At 68.5% G+C, this 15731-nt stretch carries 15 protein-coding genes; 11 read left to right on the top strand and 4 right to left on the bottom strand.

What is annotated here, in order from left to right; translation table 11 throughout:
• Positions 1-794: IS630 family transposase (locus N864_RS01165; protein ID WP_034712435.1), on the bottom strand; the 794-nt coding region annotated here is incomplete at its 3' end.
• A gap of 62 nt (positions 795-856) precedes the next feature.
• On the opposite strand from N864_RS01165, the gene N864_RS01160 reads away from it, so the two are divergent.
• The gene (locus N864_RS01160) at positions 857-1432 is read left to right on the top strand and encodes a helix-turn-helix domain-containing protein (protein WP_155892758.1); all 576 of its coding nucleotides are present in this window, start codon (positions 857-859) and stop codon (positions 1430-1432) included.
• 141 nt (positions 1433-1573) lie between these two features.
• Here N864_RS01160 and N864_RS01155 read toward each other — a convergent pair whose 3' ends face one another.
• A complete protein-coding gene (locus tag N864_RS01155; protein WP_034712390.1) occupies positions 1574-1807 on the bottom strand; it encodes a site-specific integrase in 234 nt (77 codons plus the stop codon).
• A gap of 501 nt (positions 1808-2308) precedes the next feature.
• Here N864_RS01155 and N864_RS01150 point away from each other — a divergent pair.
• The 8 genes from N864_RS01150 to N864_RS01115 all read left to right on the top strand — a co-directional run bounded on the left by N864_RS01150 (position 2309) and on the right by N864_RS01115 (position 10821).
• Positions 2309-3103: an enoyl-CoA hydratase-related protein gene (locus N864_RS01150; protein WP_034712386.1), complete on the top strand. Its 795-nt coding sequence runs from the start codon at positions 2309-2311 to the stop codon at positions 3101-3103.
• An 87-nt stretch (positions 3104-3190) separates the two neighbouring features.
• Complete coding sequence (locus N864_RS01145) at positions 3191-4327, top strand: acyl-CoA dehydrogenase family protein (RefSeq protein ID WP_034712383.1); 1137 nt, start codon at positions 3191-3193, stop codon at positions 4325-4327.
• Between the two features lie 32 nt (positions 4328-4359).
• Positions 4360-5256: an SDR family oxidoreductase gene (locus N864_RS01140; protein ID WP_034712382.1), complete on the top strand. Its 897-nt coding sequence runs from the start codon at positions 4360-4362 to the stop codon at positions 5254-5256.
• Positions 5257-5293: 37 nt separating this feature from the next.
• A complete protein-coding gene (locus N864_RS01135) occupies positions 5294-6310 on the top strand; it encodes an Rv3169 family protein (RefSeq protein WP_205620834.1) in 1017 nt (338 codons plus the stop codon).
• A gap of 3 nt (positions 6311-6313) precedes the next feature.
• Positions 6314-7195 (top strand): SDR family oxidoreductase, encoded by an 882-nt coding sequence (locus N864_RS01130; RefSeq protein ID WP_034712380.1) that lies wholly within the window; start codon positions 6314-6316, stop codon positions 7193-7195.
• 131 nt (positions 7196-7326) lie between these two features.
• On the top strand, positions 7327-8487 hold the full coding sequence (locus N864_RS01125) for a 2-hydroxyacyl-CoA dehydratase subunit D (protein WP_034712377.1): 1161 nt from the start codon (positions 7327-7329) through the stop codon (positions 8485-8487).
• Between the two features lie 31 nt (positions 8488-8518).
• Positions 8519-9859: a 2-hydroxyacyl-CoA dehydratase subunit D gene (locus N864_RS01120; RefSeq protein WP_034712374.1), complete on the top strand. Its 1341-nt coding sequence runs from the start codon at positions 8519-8521 to the stop codon at positions 9857-9859.
• Between the two features lie 17 nt (positions 9860-9876).
• A complete protein-coding gene (locus N864_RS01115) occupies positions 9877-10821 on the top strand; it encodes an acyl-CoA dehydratase activase (protein WP_081793249.1) in 945 nt (314 codons plus the stop codon).
• Between the two features lie 112 nt (positions 10822-10933).
• Here N864_RS01115 and N864_RS01110 read toward each other — a convergent pair whose 3' ends face one another.
• Entirely contained in the window at positions 10934-12589 is a 1656-nt protein-coding gene (locus tag N864_RS01110; RefSeq protein WP_034712370.1) for an AMP-binding protein, read from the bottom strand.
• Positions 12590-12742: 153 nt separating this feature from the next.
• On the opposite strand from N864_RS01110, the gene N864_RS01105 reads away from it, so the two are divergent.
• Positions 12743-13540: an SDR family NAD(P)-dependent oxidoreductase gene (locus N864_RS01105; RefSeq protein WP_034712426.1), complete on the top strand. Its 798-nt coding sequence runs from the start codon at positions 12743-12745 to the stop codon at positions 13538-13540.
• Between the two features lie 12 nt (positions 13541-13552).
• On the opposite strand, the gene N864_RS01100 is transcribed toward N864_RS01105, so the two are convergent.
• The gene (locus N864_RS01100) at positions 13553-14719 is read right to left on the bottom strand and encodes an acyl-CoA dehydrogenase family protein (protein WP_034712367.1); all 1167 of its coding nucleotides are present in this window, start codon (positions 14717-14719) and stop codon (positions 13553-13555) included.
• Between the two features lie 191 nt (positions 14720-14910).
• Between N864_RS01100 and N864_RS01095 the strand changes: the two genes are divergently transcribed.
• The gene (locus tag N864_RS01095) at positions 14911-15711 is read left to right on the top strand and encodes a PaaX family transcriptional regulator (protein WP_155892757.1); all 801 of its coding nucleotides are present in this window, start codon (positions 14911-14913) and stop codon (positions 15709-15711) included.
• Positions 15712-15731 lie beyond the last annotated feature (20 nt).

Below are 15731 nucleotides of genomic sequence, written 5' to 3'. Positions count from 1 at the left end.
GTGCTGTAGTTGTCCAGGATCACGTGGATCGCCTGTCCCTTGGGCACTTCGGCGTCGATGACCTTGAGGAACCCCAGGAACTCCTCGTGCCGGTGCCGGTCGAAGCAGCGCCCGGTCACTTCACCGGTGAGCACGTTCAGGGCGGCGAACAAGGTGGTCGTGCCGTTGCGTTTGTAGTCGTGGGTCATCGTCTCGCCGCGGCCCTTGACCATCGGCAGCGAGGGCTGCGTGCGGTCCAGCGCCTGAATCTGGGATTTCTCGTCCAGACACAGCACGATCGCCTTCTGCGGCGGGTCCAGGTAGAGCCCGACCACGTCGGTCAGCTTCTCGGCGAACCGCGGGTCGTTGGAGACCTTGAACGTGTCGACCCGGTGCGGCTTGATCCCCAGGTCGTGCCAGATCCGTTGCACCGTCGCCGAACTGACACCGGCGTGCTTGGCCATCGTGCGGCACGACCAGTGCGTCTGACCGGGCGGAGTGGTGTGCATCGTGTCGTGCACGATCGCTGCCACCTGCTCCTCACTGATGCTCGCCCTGCGCCCGCGGCCCTCGCGCACCTGCCCGAGCTTGCCCATCCCGTCCTGCTCGAACCGGGCCCGCCAGGCCCGCACCGTCACCGGCGTCACCCCTACCTGCGCCGAGATCCGCGTGTTGGCAACGCCATCCGCCGCCAGCAGCAACACCTTCGCGCGCTGCACCAGCCGGTGCGCCGCGGTCTGGGACCGGGACAACTGCTCGAGGGTGGCTCGCTCACCGTCCGACATCGGCAACGGTTTGGCCGCGGGTCCGCTCATGGGACAAGAATACCGACCATCTAACTATTTATTTGCGAGACACACCACTAGCGGTGGTGATCGTGACGGACGAGGCGTCGGCCGAGCAGTCGCTGGCGGCCGGCTCGATCCCGTGTCCGTCCTGCTCGGCTGGCTCATTGCGGCCCTGGGGACATGCCCGTTCCCGGGTGCTGCGTGGCCTGCGCGGCGTGCGGCTCCTTCTGCGGCCGCGTCGGGCTCGCTGCCGGGCCTGCGGCGCCACCCACGTGCTGCTGCCCGGCGAGGCGTCACCGCGACGAGCCGACACCGTGCAGGTCCTGCTTACCGCGTTGCTGGCACATCACGGCGGCTCCGGGGCCGGCAGCATCGCTACCGATCTGGGGGTGCCGGTCGACACGGTCCGTTCGTGGCTGCGGACGGTGACGGGCCGGGCCGAGTGGCTGCGCCAGGAGGCGACCCGGTGGGTCTGCCTGCTCGATCCCGAGCACCCGCCGATCCGGCCCACGGGTAGCCGGCTTGGGGATGCGCTGAGCGCGCTCGGGTACGCCGCGGCAGCCACCCGCCGCCGGCTGAACGTGGCCGCGACACCATGGCAGCTGATCGGCTGGGTCACCGCGGGACGGCTGCTGGCGCCGCTCACCCCAACGCGCAGCGGCTGAACCTTCGAGTCGGCCGGCACCCCCGTGTGCCCTCTGCCCGGCGACAGCCTGACGACGAACCAGACCCACCGAGTTCCGACGTCCTCACGCACAATGACGCTTCGACCCGGCTGGTACTCATCGACAATGACGCCGCCGTCCTCAACCGACGCGTCCGTCAACACGGGTGGACGCGGCCATCGGCGCCAGCGAACGGACATAGGCCGAGACGTCGGCCACGCCCAGCGCCGTCAGCTGCTCCACTCCCCGACCGGCCAGGAACGCCAGGAACCGGCGCAGCATCCCGGTCTTGGCGCGCACCGTCGCCTCGGCCAGCCCGTGCCCGGTCAGCGACGAGGCGTACGCCTCGAACTCCGCGGCGAAGATCGCTGGCACCGGGATCCTCCCGCGCCCCGCGCGTAACGCGAACCGGCTTGGAACTCGGGGCTGGCGAACGCACCGGTCCATCCCGTGATGGCAACCTTGTCAGGGGTACTCCACGTGAGCCATTCGAAGACGTCGCCCACCGCCATCCGGTTCCACCGCTGGTCGGCACGTCGACCACGGAGCGTGGTCACATCGAAGTGCATCTGAGTCTCCTTCGATCCTCTCGGCGCGTGATGAGGATGGCGCACCGAAGCGAGCAGTTCGCCGGCACTTGCGAACGCCCCACGCACCATAAAATGGGTTCGACCATATTGAAGAGGCGTCTCAATGGAGACTTCTCCAGTTGAGTTGTCCGGTCCGCACGGCGGCGCGACGAGCGACCACTCTTGAAAACGGTCGTTCACAACGCTACATTGGGTCATACGGTCGGACCAAAAGCCTCAGTCTTGACAATGCACCGCTTCGACCGCCGGAGGCCGGTGCACTCACGGAAGGACCCACACGGTCACCATGACGGAGTTCACGGATATCACCTACGAGGTCGAGGGCGGCCTCGCCACGATCACCATCAACCGCCCCGAGCGCTACAACGCCTTCCGGGCGCAGACGGTCGACGAGCTCGTGCTCGCCTTCAAGCGTGCCTGGGGAAGCCCCGAGGTCGGCGTCATCTGCCTCACCGGCGCCGGCGACAAGGCGTTCTGCTCCGGCGGCGACCAGAAGCAGCGCAACGAGACAGGTGACTACGGGCCGTCCTACAGCGGCCTCTTCGAGATCGAGGCCCTCCACCGGGTCATGCGCGACGTGCCGAAGCCGGTCATCGCCGCCGTCAACGGCATCGCGATCGGCGGCGGCCACGTGCTGCACGTGCTGGCCGATCTCACCATCGCGGCCGACACGGCCACGTTCGGCCAGAACGGCCCTCGCGTCGGCTCCTTCGACGCCGGGCTGGGCTCGGGCTACCTGGCCCGCGTGGTCGGCGAGAAGCGGGCCCGGGAGATCTGGTTCATGCTGCGCCGGCTGAGCGCCCAGGAGGCCCTCGACTGGGGCCTGGTCAACAAGGTCGTCCCAGCCGGCCAGCTCAAGGCGGAGGTCCGCGCCTGGGCCGACCAGATGAACCAGTTCTCGCCGACCGCGATCAAGGTGCTGAAGCAGTCCTTCAACACCGACACGGAGCAGTTCCTGGCGATCGGCAACATGGCCATGACGACCCTCAAGATGTTCGGCGAGACCGGCGAGGCCAAGGAGGGCATCACCGCCTTCAACGAGAAGCGGCAGCCTGACTTCGCCAGCTTCCGCGGCAACTGACCGCTCCCCCCACCCGGGCGGTGCGGCCATCCGAGCCAGAGCCGCACCGCCCCGATTCCAGCCGCCCGCCGAAAGATTGGTACCGACATGCGGTTCACCGACGAGCAGCAGGAGTTCGCGGCGGCCGTTCGCGACTTCTGCGACAGCCACTGCAGGACCCACCAGCAGCGAGACGCCCTCACCGAGAACGGCACGCTCGCCAACAGCCCCGTCATTCTGGAGAAGCTGGCTGGCCTCGGCTGGCTCGCGGTCTCCCTTCCCGAGCAGTACGGAGGAGGCGGCGCCGGGATGGTCGAGGAGGTCATCTTCCTCGAGGAGACCTCGCGAGGGCTGGCCCCGATCACCGCCTACTCGACCGGCCTGACCGCTGCCCAGAGCTACCTGCGCTACGGGACGGATGAGCAGAAGCGCACCATCGTTGCGAACATGGCTGCGGGCAAGCTCGAGGCGATCTCGCTCAGCGAGCCGGGCGCGGGCTCCGACCTGGGCGGGGTGCGGATCAAGGCGCAGCGTGTTGACGACCACTACGTCATCAACGGCCAGAAGACCTGGTGCTCGGCGGCCCACGTCGCCGAGAACATCCTCCTGCTCGCACGAACCGACGCGTCCGGGACGAAACACCAAGGGCTCACGCTCTTCATGGTCCCGACCAACGTCGACGGTCTCGAGATCCGCGGCATCGAGACGATGGAGGCCAGGACCGTCAACGACCTCTTCTTCACCAACGTCGAGGTCCCGGCCTCGGCCGTCGTCGGCGAGCCCGACCGCGCATGGAAGCACCTGATGCGGGGCCTCTCGGTCGAGCGCCTGATCATCGCCGCGATGTCCCTTGGGGCAGCGGAGCGGTCCCTCGACGACGTGATCGCCTACGTCAAGGAGCGGGAGCAGTTCGGCCGGACCATCAGCAGCTTCCAGGCAGTCCGGCACCGGATCGCCAACCTCGCCACCGAGATCGCAGCCAGCCGCTCCTTCGTCTACGACATCGCCTCGGGCATCGACGCCGGCGACGAGGCCAACCTCTCGACCGAATCGTCGATGGCCAAGCTCAAGTGCACCGAGCTCGCCAAGGCCACCGCCCTCGAGGCCATGCAACTGATGGGCGGCTACGGCTACGCCCGCGAGTACGGCATGGAGGAACAGGTCCGCAAAGCCCTGGCACCGCCCATCTACGGCGGCACCAACGAGATCCAGCGCGAGATCATCAGCAAGAACCTCGGTCTCTGACCGGGCAGGCCATCCCACGAGAGGACCGTCGCATGACCACCTCCCCCTTCCGCCCCGACACACTCGCCGGCAAGCGGATCCTGATCACCGGCGGCGGCACCGGCCTCGGCCGCGGTGTCGCGCGGCACCTCGTCGAGCACGGCGCCGAGGTCCACCTCTGGGGACGGCGCCCGGCCGTGCTCGAGGAGGCCGCGGCCGAGGCGTCGGCGAGCCGGCCCGGCTCTGTCCACTTCCAGGCCGTCGACGTGCGCCAGCCGGACATGGTCGACGCCGCCATGGACGAGATCTGGACTCTCCACGGCCCCCTGACCGGCGTGATCAACAACGCCGCCGCCAACTTCATCGCCCCCACCGAGACGCTCAGCCCACGTGGCTTCGAGGCCGTCTCGTCAACCGTCATGAACGGCTCCTTCAACACCACCCACGCCGCCGGCAGGCGCTGGATCGCCGGTGGCGACAAGGGTGTCGTGCTCTCGACGCTGACGACGTGGGTCTGGACCGGCTCGGCCTTCGTCGTGCCGTCCGCGATGGGCAAGGCGGCCGTCCACGCCATGACCATGTCGCTCGCCGTCGAGTGGGCCAAGTACGGCATCCGGCTCAACGCCCTGGCTCCGGGCCCGATCCCCACCGACTATGCGTGGGAGATGCTCAACCCGACCGACAAGAGCTCCGTCGGCGCCACGCAGGCCGATCAGGTGCCCGCCGGCCGGATGGGCACGATCGAGGAGCTGGCCAACCTGACGATCTTCCTGCTCTCGGACGCCTGCGACTACCTCACCGGGCAGACCATCGCGATGGACGGCGGACAGATGCTCGCCGGACCCGGCACCTTCGCCGGCCTCACGTCGATGACGGCCGAGGACTGGGCCCAGGCCAAGGAGCGCAGCAAGGCCGCGACTGCGGCGAGCAAGGCCCAACGGGGTGTCTGAGACCCGGCCCAGCGGCATACCCAAGAAGGGGATCACAGTGGGAACGGAACGTGCCTTCGTCGACGAGCTGGTGACCCGGACGTCACCGGAGCTGCCGGAGCGGTTCTTCGACCGCTTCGTCTTCAACCTGCACCGCACCGACGCGGTCACCCCGTCGGTCCTGTTCGGCTTCGGCAGCTATCCCCCGCGGGACGTCGTCGACGGCTTCGCCATCCTCGTCACCGAGACCGAGCAGCGCAACGTCCGGTTCTCGACCGAGCTGACCGCGACCGACGGCGACGGCGCGGGACCGTTCCGGTTCGAGGTCGTCGAGCCGATGCGGACCTGGCACCTGACGCTCGGTCCGAACCCGACCGGGATGGAGTTCGACGTCACGTGGCGGGCACGCACGCCCGCCTGGGTCGGCGACATCGGCGTCACCAACGACGGCGGGACACCGTCGACGTTCGAGCACCTCGTCCAGTCCGGCCTCTACGACGGGACGCTGACGATAGACGGCGTCACCGAGGAAGTGCACGATTGGTACGGACAGCGCGACCGCTCCCGCGGGGTGCGTAACATGTCCGGGGGCCAGGGCCTGCACATCTGGCACCAGGCGCAGTTCCCCGACCGCTCGGTCGGGTTCCTCTACGTCGAGGACCGCGAGCACCAGCCGATCCTGCTCGAAGGTGCGGTCATGCACACCGACGGCGAGCTCGACGGCATCGTCGGCGTGCGCCACGAGCTGCGGTTCAACGACAGCCTCGACCTGCAGTCGGGGCGCGTGGAGGTCACGACCGCGGGCGGTGTCACCTACCAGATCAACGCAGACGCGAGCGCGGGCGGCGGCTACATGTCGGGCGGCTGGTACGGCGGCCAGCACGGCCGGCCCATGGGCCGCGACTACGAGGAGCACGACGTCTACCCACTCGACGGCACCGTCTCGCCGAAGACCGTCGACTCCGCCCTGACCGACCGGCTCACGAAGTTCACGTGGGGCGACGTCGTCGGGTACGGCATCTTCGAGTTCGCCCACAGCCGCAGCAGCCGCTACCGCTACCGCCCGTCGCTCTGAACCATGCCATACCAGTCGATCTATGCGCCGGGGCTGTTCACGGGCCAGACCATCATCGTCACAGGCGGCGGCAGCGGATTCGGACGCTGCGCCGCCCACGAGCTCACCCACCTCGGCGCGACAGTCGTCATCACCGGACGGACCCGGGACAAGCTGGATGCCGTCGTCGACGAGATCCGAGCCGACGGTGGCTCAGCCTCGGCGCTCGTCTGCGACATCCGCGACGAGGCAGCCGTCAGCGACACCGTGTCGCGCGTCATCGAGGAACACGGCGCGATCCACGGGCTCGTCAACAACGCCGGGGGACAGTACAAGTCGCCGTTGAGGGACATCAGCACCAAGGGGTTCGAGGCGGTCGTGCGCAACAACCTCACCGGTGGCTTCATCATGATGCGCGAGACCGTCAACCAGTGGATGGCCGAGCACGGCGGAGCAATCGTCAACATCGTCGCCGACATGTGGCACGGCTGGCCGGGCATGGGTCACTCAGGAGCGGCCCGGGGCGGGATGTGGACGCTGACCGAGACAGCCGCGTGCGAGTGGGCCGAGTACGGCATCCGGGTCAACGCGCTCGCGCCGGGCGGCATCGCCTCCAGCGGGTTCGACACCTACACGGAGCAGGACCGGGCCTACTTCCGCGAGCAGGCCGTGCCGGTCATCCCGCTGCGACGGTTCGGGACCGAGGCCGAGATCTCGGCAGGCATCGTCTACCTGCTCTCCCCAGCCGCCGCCTACATCACCGGGTCCTGCCTGCGCATCGACGGCGGCACACCGAACTGGCGTGGCGGCTGGCCGTTGTGCGGATCTGACAACACCGAGCCCTTCCGTGGTTTCCACCTGGCCAAGCCACCGAGCGTGCTCGAGGGCACTGGCTACGCGCCCTGAGCCCACCCGCTGTCCTGCCTTTGGCGCGGCGACCATCCGGTGGAGTCACGCGACCGTCGTTCTACAGATATTGCGCTTCAGACACACGTCACGTAAACTCTGATGTGTCGCCCAGGAGAGAGGACGCCCTCATGAACGCAATCCTCGACCGGCTCGCCGAGGTGGCCGCGGATCCGGACCGGTACGTCGTCGAATGGAAGCGGACCCACCCCGACCGGAAGGTGGCCGGGGTCCTGCCGATGAACTTCCCGGAGGAGCTGCTGCACGCCGCCGGGTTCCTCCCCGTGGTGATCCAAGAGAACAACGAGCCGGACACCGAGGGACGCGTCATCCTCGCCGAGTTCTACTGCGGCTACACCCGCAACCTCGCCGACCAGGCGGCCAAGGGCCGGCTCAAGATCTACGACGCGTTCTTCCTCGCGGACCATTGCGTCCAGCTCCTCGGGGCCGCAGACGTGATGCGCTTCAAGCAGCCCCACACGCCCATCTTCTTCGGACAGTTCATCGCGTCGATGAGCGAGCCGTCCACGCCTGCCAGGGTTCGCGGGGAGCTCGACCACATCGTCGCCGAGGTGGAACGCAGCACCGGCGTTCCCCTGGACCATGGCCGGCTCGCCGAGAGCATCCGGCTGTACAACCGCGACCGGGCGCTGCTCCGGGCCGTCTTCGACGCGCGGCGCGAGGGCCGGGTCCACCTCTCCTCCAAGGCCATGCAGAACCTCGTCAAGTCCTCGATGGTGATGGACAAGGCCGAGCACATCGCCCTCCTCGAGCAGCTGCTCTCCGACGGCATCGAGTCCCACGATCCCCACGCGCGGGTTCGCCTGCACCTGTCCGGCCACTTCTGCCACGCACCCAAGCAGGCGCTGCTCGAGCTGTTCGAGGACTGCGGAGCAGAGATCGTCGACGACGACCTCTACCACGGCCGCCGCTACATCACGACGGACGTGCGCGAAGACCTCGAGCCGGTCGCCGCCCTGAGCCAGTGGTACTTCGACCGTAACGTCAACGTCCCCTGCCCGACCCGCGTCCAGCACAACGCCGACTGGGACACCTACCTGACGAAGGCGGTCAGCGAGAGCGGCGCCGACGGCGTGGTGATCCTGATGGCCAAGTTCTGCGAGCCCCACATGCTGCTCTACCCGGAGCTCCGAAAGGCGCTGGAGGCCCGCGAGATCCCCTACCTGCTCGTCGAGACCGAGCATGCGGGCCTGCCCATGGAGACCCTCCGGACCCGGGTGGAGGCGCTCGTCGAGCGCATCTCGCGGCGGGCCGCGGTCGCGGCCAGCTAACCATCCCACCGAGACACCACGGAGCGCAGCAATGACGACGCAGACTGGCAGCACCGTCACCCGGATGCAGACCACCCGCGCGGGCGGCCAGATGATCGCGGACTACTGGGACAACATCTTCACCGCTCGGGAGCGGGGCAAGCACGTCGTGTGGTACAACGGCTCCGCCCTCAACCCGATCTTCCAGGCGGCCGGGCTCGAGTGGTGCCATGGTGAGGCCTTCTCGGCCCGGCTCGCCGCCCAGCACCTGGAGGGCCCGGCCCAGCTCGCGGGCGCGGAGTACGGCTACATCAACGAGCTCTGCTCCTACTCGCGCACCCACCTCGGCTGCGCAGTCCTCAGCAACGGCGGCGGACCGGCGCCGGGCTCCGAGACCGGCGTCGTCGACGCGCTCGACCAGCAGGAGCTGGCCAGCAAGCTGCCCAAGCCCGACTTCTTCGTCAACGCCTACTCCGGCTGCAGCACGGGCCAGCAGTGGGACGAGATGACCTACCGGGTCTTCGGCAGGTCAATCCCCATCTTCAACGTCTCGATCCCGTTCCTCTGGGGTAACCGACCCGACTCGACCTACATGGCTGGTCAGGAGTGGGACGAGGCGACCGACTACGTCGTCGGGCAGCTGCGCGAGCTCGTCACCTTCATCGAAGCCCAGACCGGACGCCCCTTCGACTGGGACGCCCTCTCCGAGAGCATGTCGTACATCCGCCGCGCTTCCGAGCTGCGCCTCGAAGGTATGGCGCTGTGCGAGCGGAAGCCGACGCCTGCCACCTACTGGGACTGGGTGGCCAGCATCGCGCACATCAACTTCCTGCCCGGTGACCAGGCCCTGGTCGACTACTTCGCCTCCGTGCGGGACGAGATCCAGGCCCGGGTCGACGCCGGCGTGCCCGCTCTGGAGAACGAGCGCTACCGGCTCTACTTCGACGGCATCATGAACTGGAACAAGCTCGGCTGGCTGGCCAAGCGCTTCGCCGAGTACGACGCGGCCGTCATCGCCGGCCGGTACACCCACTCGTCGTTCTGGCAGGAGCCGCAGCTCATCGATCCCGAGGACCCGTTGCGTGGCATGGCCCAGCACTATCTGCTCTGCCCGATCAACCACAGCCTCAAGACGCTGAACTACCTGACGCTGCGTGACTGCGAGCGCTTCGAGATCGACGGGCTCGTCTTCCATTCGACCCGGACCTGCCGGGCCTTCACCAATCCGCAGACGATGCTCGCGTCGACCGCACGCGAGCACCTCGGCATCCCTGCGATGTTCTTCGAGGGCGACGTCGCCGACGCCTCGTTCTACAAGGACGACATCCTCGAGAGTCGCCTGGTGGCCATGCTCGAGAGCATCGACGTGCGCCGGGCCAAGGCCGGCGTCTGAGACCGAAGGAGCGGGTCATGGCACTGCGCACGATGGGAGTCGACCTCGGCTCTACGACCGCGAAGGCCGTCGTCGTCGACGAGGCCGGCGGGATCGTCGCGCATCGCGTCGTCCAGATGGGCGCGGTCAGCCGTCGCGGTGTCGCCGCCGCTATCGACGCGGTCCTCGACGATGCCGGGCTCGAGCGGGGCGACCTCGGCCAGGTGATCGCGACCGGCTACGGCCGGCGCCTCGTTCCCGACGTCGACCGCACCTTCACGGAGATCACCTGCCATGCGAGGGGTGTGGCCGCGATGTGCCCGGGCGCGGCCCTGGTCATCGACATCGGGGGCCAGGACAGCAAGGCGATCCGGGTGGACGAGGTCGGACTCGTCGACGACTTCGCCATGAATGACCGGTGTGCGAGCGGCACCGGCCGGTTCTTCGAGGTGCTGGCACGTGCCCTCGAGTGCCGGCTCGACGACCTCGATGACCTCGCGCTGGCCGGTGGTCAGGACCTCGAGGTGAGCAGCATGTGTGCCACGTTCGCCGAGACGGAGATCATCTCGCTGCTCGCCGAGGGCGAGGAGCCAACAGACATCGCTGCCTCGGTGCACCGCGCGGTCTCCGCACGCACCCTCGGTCTCGTCTCCCGGGTGGGCCGGGCGGCTCCCGTCGTCATGACCGGCGGGGTGGCGCGCAGCCGGGCGGCCGTGCACTTCCTCGCCGAGTCGCTCCGGGCACCTGTGATCGTACCGGCGGAACCGCAGATCAGCGGGGCCTACGGCGCCGCGCTGCTCGGTCTCGAGTCGCTGCAGGGCGAGACCAGGGTCATCGGCCAAGCCGTCGACCGTGAGCACGTCCACACCGGCCAGCAGCCCAACGGGCGCGATTGCTCGACGTGCAGCCTCGGACGGGCCAAGTACCAGCCCATCGACGTCGAGCTGTGGACCGCGTCGATCGCAGCCGACCGGCGGCCCTGACGCCGCCGCGGGCAGGTGGCTCGCCCACGCCGAGGTCACCGTCGCGCCAAAGAGAAGTGGGCGGCATACCCATGAGGTATGCCGCCCTCTGCCCTCGTGTGTGTCCCGCCCGTCAGGCGCGCTCCCCCACCCGCCAGGCGGCGGTCTCCCGCTCCGTGAAGGACAGCTCGCCCGAGGCCGCCTCCTCGCGAAGGACGAACTTCTGGGTCTTGCCGGACGGGGTCATCGGCAGGTGGTCGACGACCGTCCAGTACAAGGGGACCTTGTGCGCCGCGATCTGCCCGTGCAGGAACTCGCTGAGCTCAGCCACGCTGGGCGCCTCGAACCCCGCGCGGACCGTGATGACAGCCGCAACCTGCTCGCCCCATTTCTCGTCGGGCAGGCCGATGACAGCGGCGTACTCGACAGCGGGATGATCCTGCAGCGCAGCCTCGATCTCGGCTGGGTAGAGGTTTAGGCCACCACGGATGATCGTGTCCTTGACCCGTCCGCTGACCCGCAGGAAGCCGCGCTCGTCCATCGAGCCGATGTCGCCCATGTGCAGCCAGCCGTCGTCGTCCAGGGCGGCAGCGCTCTCGGCGGGCATCTCGTAGTAGCCGTGCATCGTCTGGTACCCGCGGACACAGATCTCCCCCTCCTCGCCCAGGGGCACGGGCTCACCCGTGGCAACATCGCCGATCTTGACCTCGAGCTGGGGTAGCGGCTGGCCCACCGTGTCGGCCTGGTCCTCGGGAGCGTCGGTCACCCGCGTCTGGCTGATGACCCCATGCGACTCGGTCTGGCCGAACAGGATGCTGAACTGGCAGTCGAGAAGCTGGATCGTCTTGCGCACCAGCGAGGCCGGTACCGCCGAGGCGCCGCTCAGGATCGTCTGGAGGCTGGACAGGTCACGGGTCTCACGGTCCGGGTGGTCGAGCATCGCAATGAGCATCGTCGGCACGACGAGGGTGTGCGTGCCCCGGTAGGTCTCGAACGCCTCGAGCACGTGGCTCGAGTCGAAGCCGGGCAGGATCACGAAGGTGCCGCGCTTGGCCCACGCCCCGAAGGAGGTTACCGCGCCACCCCCGATGTGGTACATCGGCATGGCGTTGATGTATACGCCGCCGTCGGACATCCCGGCCCGCTCGGCGACGAAGGTCGCCTCGTTGACCAGGCCCATGTGATGCAGCATGGCTCCCTTGGGGAAGCCGGTCGTGCCGGAGGTGTACTGGATCTGGATCAGGTCATGCGGTGCGACCTCTGGCAGTTCGCGCGCGGGGTCACTGGTGTCCAGGAAGGCGTCCCAGTCGGAGAACGAGATCACCTCGCGCAGCGCGGGCAGTTCGTCTCGGATCTCGTCGATCATCGCCCTCATGTCGAAGCCGCGGAACTCGTCGACGATGAAGACCCCGGCGGCCGTCGACTGGGCGAGCACGAAGCCGACCTCGCGCGCCCGATAGGCCGGGTTGAGGGCTACCAGGACCATGCCGGCCAGGCTGATCGCCTGCTGGGCAATGATCCAGGCGGCGCTGTTGGGCGCCCAGATCGCGATCCGGTCGCCCGGCTCGAAGCGCTCGAGCAGGGCTCGGGCCACCCGCTCTGCATCGGCCACGAACTCGCGATAGGTCCACTGTGTGCGGGCGGACTGGTCCTCGACGCAGTCGACCAGGGCGATGCGGTGGGGCACGGTTGCAGCTGCGTGACGAAGCAGCTCGCACACGGTGACGTCACGGACCTCACCTGGCTCAGCGGGCCAGTGGGAGGTCTGGAGGAGGGATGTCGACGCCATTCGGCTCTCCTGGACTCGTGAAGGAGGTCACGCGGTCGCGGCCCCTACCGAGAATGTATATGGTTGGACCAGTACAATACAAGACGTTTGTAGAAACTCAGTCCCTTCACATGTAGGGTCCGGCAAGGTCCCCGTCACCGTTTGGAGGTCCTCGTGACATCGCAGCAATCGCCGCTCGTGCGGGCCTACTCAGAGGCCGGTGTCGTCGTGGCCGGCGGCACCTCGGGTGTCGGCCTCGCCAGCGCACTCGGCTTCGTCCGTGCCGGGGTCCGGCGGATCGCGTTGCTGGCCCGCAGCCCCGAACGGGGAGCGGCGGCGCGAGCAGCCGTCCTGGCGGCCTGTCCGCAAGCGCAGGTCCACTTCATCGGCACAGACGCCGACGACCCGGCGCAGGTCGAGGCGTCGGTTGACGCTGCATACCGGGCTCTCGGCGCCATCGACGTGCTGGTCAACTCGATGACCTCGACGTACCGGCCGGAACTATTGCACCGCCTTTCCCTGGCCGACGTCTCCGGCATCCTGACCAGGCAGGCGCTGCCGCCCATGCACCTGACGCGAGCGGTGCTGCCGATCATGCAGGCACAGGGTGGGGGCAGCATCGTCAACGTCGCTTCCGACGCGGCGAAGGTGGCGACGCCGGGTGAGAGCGTCCTCGGCGCTGCCATGGCCGCGATCGTCATGTTCTCGCGGGTGGCCGCCATCGAGGGCAAGCGCAACGGTATCCGGGTCAATGCCGTGACGCCCTCGCTCATCGCGGGGACCCCGACTGCCGAAAACGTCCTGCGGGACGGCTTCAGCAAGGCTCTCTTCGAGAAGGCCGCCCAGCAGGCCCACCTCGGGGTGGCCGAGCCCGACGACCTGGCCGCGCTGATCGTCTTCCTCGGCGGGCCGGGCGCTGCCCGGCTGACCGGTCAGGCGATCAGCGTCAACGGCGGCATCTCCGCGGCCTGACCCACCGCATCGCTATCCCTTGCGATAGGGGACGAACTCGGCGCCGTACCGCTCACGAGCAATGATGATCTTCTGGATCTGTGCGGTGCCGTCGGCGATCTCGACCGCCATGACGTCGCGCAATCGCTGCTCGAGGCCGTACTCGCGGGCGTAACCGTAGTTGCCGTGAAGCAGAAGGCAGTCCTTGACCGCCTGGCTGGCCATGAGGGGGCCGTACCACTTGGACATCGCCGCCTCGGCGGTGTGGCGCAGCCCCTCGTTGCGGCGCCAGAGCGCGGAGTAGCAGAGCAGCCGGGCGGCTTCCAGGGTGGTGCAGTGCTCGGCGAGGGGGAAGGAGACCCCCTCGAAGCGCGAGAGCGGCGCTCCGAAGGCCTCCCGGTCGCGCACGTAGGTCGCGGTGATGTCGAGAGCCGCCTGTGCGCACCCGATCCCGGTCAGGGCAAGGAGCGGGCGGGTGAAGTCGAACCCCCCGAGGACGCTGCGGAAGGCCGACCCCTCCGGCCCGATGAGGGCGCTCGCCGCCACCCGAACACCATCGAGGTGGAGTACTCCCCGACCCATGGGCTGGAATCCCGTGTCGGGGATGTCCGACGTGCCGATCCCCTCGGCGCCCAAGTCCACCAGGAAGGTGCTCACGCCGCGGTGTTCCCCATCCCGAACCGTGCGGGCGGTGACGATCATCGCCTCCGGATTTCCCAGCATCGTCACCGAGGTCTTCTCACCGGTCAGCAGATAGCCGTCCGCGTCGGCCACGGCGGTCGTGCGCAGCGCCGTGGCGTCCGAGCCGCAGTGGGGCTCGGTCAGCCCGAACGCGACGTAGGTCTGTCCGGCGACGAGCGGCGGCAACCAGCGCTCCTTGATGCCGGGTGAGGCGTGGGCCGCGATGAGCGACGACATGAGGAGCACAGGGATCACCGCATTGGCCACGTTGAAGTCGGCGTAGGCCAACTCCTCGACGGCAAGCCCGGCCGCGACGAAGTCGTCCGTTCCGGTCGGGTTGTGCTCGGGCCCCGCGAGCATGCCGAGCACCCCCAGCTCCCCGAGCCTCCGGTGCAGCTCCCACGGGAAGGTCGTCCTGCTCGCCCGGTCGAGGTAGCCCGGGGCCACCTGCGCCTGGGCAAACGTGCGGACCGCGTCACGCAGGGCAATCTGGTCCTCGGTGAGGCCGAACGCCGTCATTATCTACATCCTCTACAAGTGAGTGTCACCTCATGTAGGATGTTATCGGCTTCCGGTCCCGGGGACGACCCCGGGATATTGTGCCCGTGCACGGCGGGTGTGGCCACCACACGACCGAGAAAGGGCTCCATGTGACACCTCGTGTGGCAACGGGTTTGCAGGTCGCGCGCTTCCGGGCCGAGAGTGCATCCGTGACACCGGGCAGCGCCCGGTCGCTGCTGTTCACTGCCCTCGGCGAGCTGGTCTGGCCGGCCGGCGAGACCGTGCGCACCGCGACCCTCGTGCACATCCTCACCGGCCTCGGGTTCGAGGAGCAGACCGCACGCCAGGCGATCGCGCGAGCCTCCGCATCCGACTGGATCGAGGCCCGGCGCAATGGCCGCGAGGTCAGTTGGGCCCTCACCCCGAAGATCATCGACATCTTTGTGACAGGTTCGGTCCGCGTGTACTCCCTCAGCCGTCCCGTGACGGACTGGGACGGCCGGTGGCTCTCGGTGATGCCGACGATCCCCCAGTCGCGCCGCGCGGCACGCCGCCCCCTGTATGCCGGCTTGACCTGGGCCGGGTTCGGCGACCCGGCTCCGGGTCTCTGGCTGTCACCACACGTCGAGCGGGCGGAGGAGGTGGCGTGGCTCATCAAGGAGCTCGACCTCGTCGAGCACACAGTGTCACTGACCGGTACGGTCGCGTCGATCGGGTTGTCCACCTCGGAGATCATCTCCCGCGGCTGGGACCTCGATGCCCTGCAGGACCACTACGCCCAAGTGCTCGAGCGGGTCTCTCGCCTGCGGCCTGTCGGGGCCGAGGAGATCCTCCTGACCCACATCCAGACGATGAACGAGTGGCAGGAGTTCCCGCGCACGGACCCCCAGCTGCCCGAAGCCCTGCTGCCCCACTGGATCGGCCGGCGCGTCGCCCGGCGGATCGAGCAGCTACGCGCAGAGTGGACCCCCATCACCCGCCAGCGCTACGCAGAGCTCAACCGTGCTTGAGGGGATCTGACGTGCCTGTC

This window comes from Intrasporangium chromatireducens Q5-1 (assembly GCF_000576575.1).
GTDB classification, from domain to species: Bacteria; Actinomycetota; Actinomycetes; order Actinomycetales; family Dermatophilaceae; genus Intrasporangium_A; species Intrasporangium_A chromatireducens.
This window is presented reverse-complemented; position numbering and strand designations above follow the sequence as displayed.